A 471-nucleotide genomic window follows, 5' to 3' on the forward strand; every position below is an offset into this window, starting at 1 on the left:
CGGGGACAGGATTTGAACCTGCGACCTTCGGGTTATGAGCCCGACGAGCTACCGTGCTGCTCCACCCCGCGATGATAAAATATTTAATTTAGAAAAAATGGAGGAGGTAGAGGGATTCGAACCCCCGCGCGACTCTCGCCGCCTGTCGGTTTTCAAGACCGATCCCTTCAGCCGAACTTGGGTATACCTCCGAGATATAAACTTTGAGTGGTGGACCTTGTAGGACTCGAACCTACGACCGGACGGTTATGAGCCGTCTGCTCTAACCAGCTGAGCTAAAGGTCCTTATGGTAGCGGCGGAGGGGATCGAACCCCCGACCTCACGGGTATGAACCGTACGCTCTAGCCAGCTGAGCTACACCGCCATAAGTAATATAAAAATAAGTGGAGCCTAGCGGGATCGAACCGCTGACCTCCTGCGTGCAAGGCAGGCGCTCTCCCAGCTGAGCTAAGGCCCCATGTTTTTGGGAA

Annotated in this window: 4 tRNA genes; all 4 read right to left on the bottom strand. The window is 54.6% G+C overall.

Annotated features, from left to right (window positions below):
- Positions 1-98 precede the first annotated feature (98 nt).
- Positions 99-191 (bottom strand) — tRNA-Ser (locus G9F74_RS29490).
- A gap of 17 nt (positions 192-208) precedes the next feature.
- Positions 209-285 (bottom strand) — tRNA-Ile (locus tag G9F74_RS29495).
- A gap of 3 nt (positions 286-288) precedes the next feature.
- A tRNA-Met gene (locus G9F74_RS29500) sits at positions 289-365 on the bottom strand.
- 20 nt (positions 366-385) lie between these two features.
- Positions 386-458 (bottom strand) — tRNA-Ala (locus G9F74_RS29505).
- Positions 459-471: the final 13 nt, after the last annotated feature.

This window comes from Bacillus sp. EKM202B (genome assembly GCF_011066025.1).
GTDB lineage: Bacteria > Bacillota > Bacilli > Bacillales > Bacillaceae_G > Bacillus_A > Bacillus_A toyonensis.